Annotated in this window: 1 protein-coding gene; it reads right to left on the bottom strand. The window is 66.9% G+C overall.

The window, feature by feature from the left end:
• Positions 1–129: 129 nt before the first annotated feature.
• Positions 130–1,080, bottom strand: a 951-nt coding sequence (locus IP83_RS20615; RefSeq protein ID WP_197274325.1) for a hypothetical protein, incomplete at its 5' end; no start/stop codon positions are given.

The following is a 1,080-nucleotide window of genomic DNA, read 5'->3' on the forward strand; positions in this document are numbered from 1 at the left end:
GCAAAGCGCTCCATGTGATTCCAGATGCTGTCCGGATCATGACCGCCCACCGCAAGAGCAGGCGGATGATAAAGCCCCTTGTGCGGTGTGCGGCCCTTTTTCGTGCCAGCCCCGCGCTTCCTCGGCATGTCAGATCACGGCGGCTGAGGGGGTGCGAACAGGCGGCTGCGGGTAGGACAGGACCGTGCCATTTTTCTCCAGGACGTGCGTTTCCGAAGGCGGCGTTTCAGGGGCGCGAGGAGCGGCGGATATCTCCCTCTCAGCCGCCTTTTCTCCGCCCCGACCAGTGCCCGACCAGGCACCGACCAAGGCCCGACCGGAGGGCGACCGAACCGCCCCGGACCCCGACCGAACCGGGTCGTAATTCAAGGTGTCTTCCGCCCGAGCCGCCTCACGATACGAAGCTCCGCTCAGGCCCATCAGGAACGGCGCATCCGCCTCCCCGCCGCCATCATACAGCAGCTCGTAATGGAACGAGCCGACGCCCCCCGACGGGCCGGGTGCACCGCGATGCACGAGCAGATATTCAAGCTCGGCCAGACGCCCCAGATGGACCTTGAGCTGCGTGTCACCCCACCCGGTGGCCGCCCTGAGCTGGCGGCGCGTAAACCGCAGTTCGGAGCGTCTGATGTGGAGCCGCGCGCACTCCGCCACGGCCCAGTCATGCACCATGCCCAGAAGCCTGCGGGTCTGCGGCGGCAGCTCGTCGAGCGTGCGGCCCAGCACCTCGTGGGCGAGCCGGTTGGCAAGCTGGATGTCGGATTGGACGACCTCGATATAGCGCACCGGCCTGCCCCGGTGATGCACCTCGTGGATCTTGCGCTGATGCTGGTGCAGGAGCGCGATCGCCTGGATCAGCGTGAGGTATTTCATATGATCGCGCCGGGTGCGGGTCTTGTCGTCGAGGAACGTCAGATCATCCGCGAACGGGTTCACCACGCGCACCGGTTCGAGCAGTGTCTGGGCGTTCCTGTGCAGCGCCAAAGTGGCCTGACGGTCCTCGCTCGCCAGCAGCCCGGCCAGCGTCTGGCGGCGGCGCTGCGCGGCATGGATCGCGCGGGTCTGCTCGCGGCTTTCATC

This window comes from Novosphingobium sp. AAP93 (assembly GCF_001296055.1).
Taxonomy (GTDB): domain Bacteria; phylum Pseudomonadota; class Alphaproteobacteria; order Sphingomonadales; family Sphingomonadaceae; genus Novosphingobium.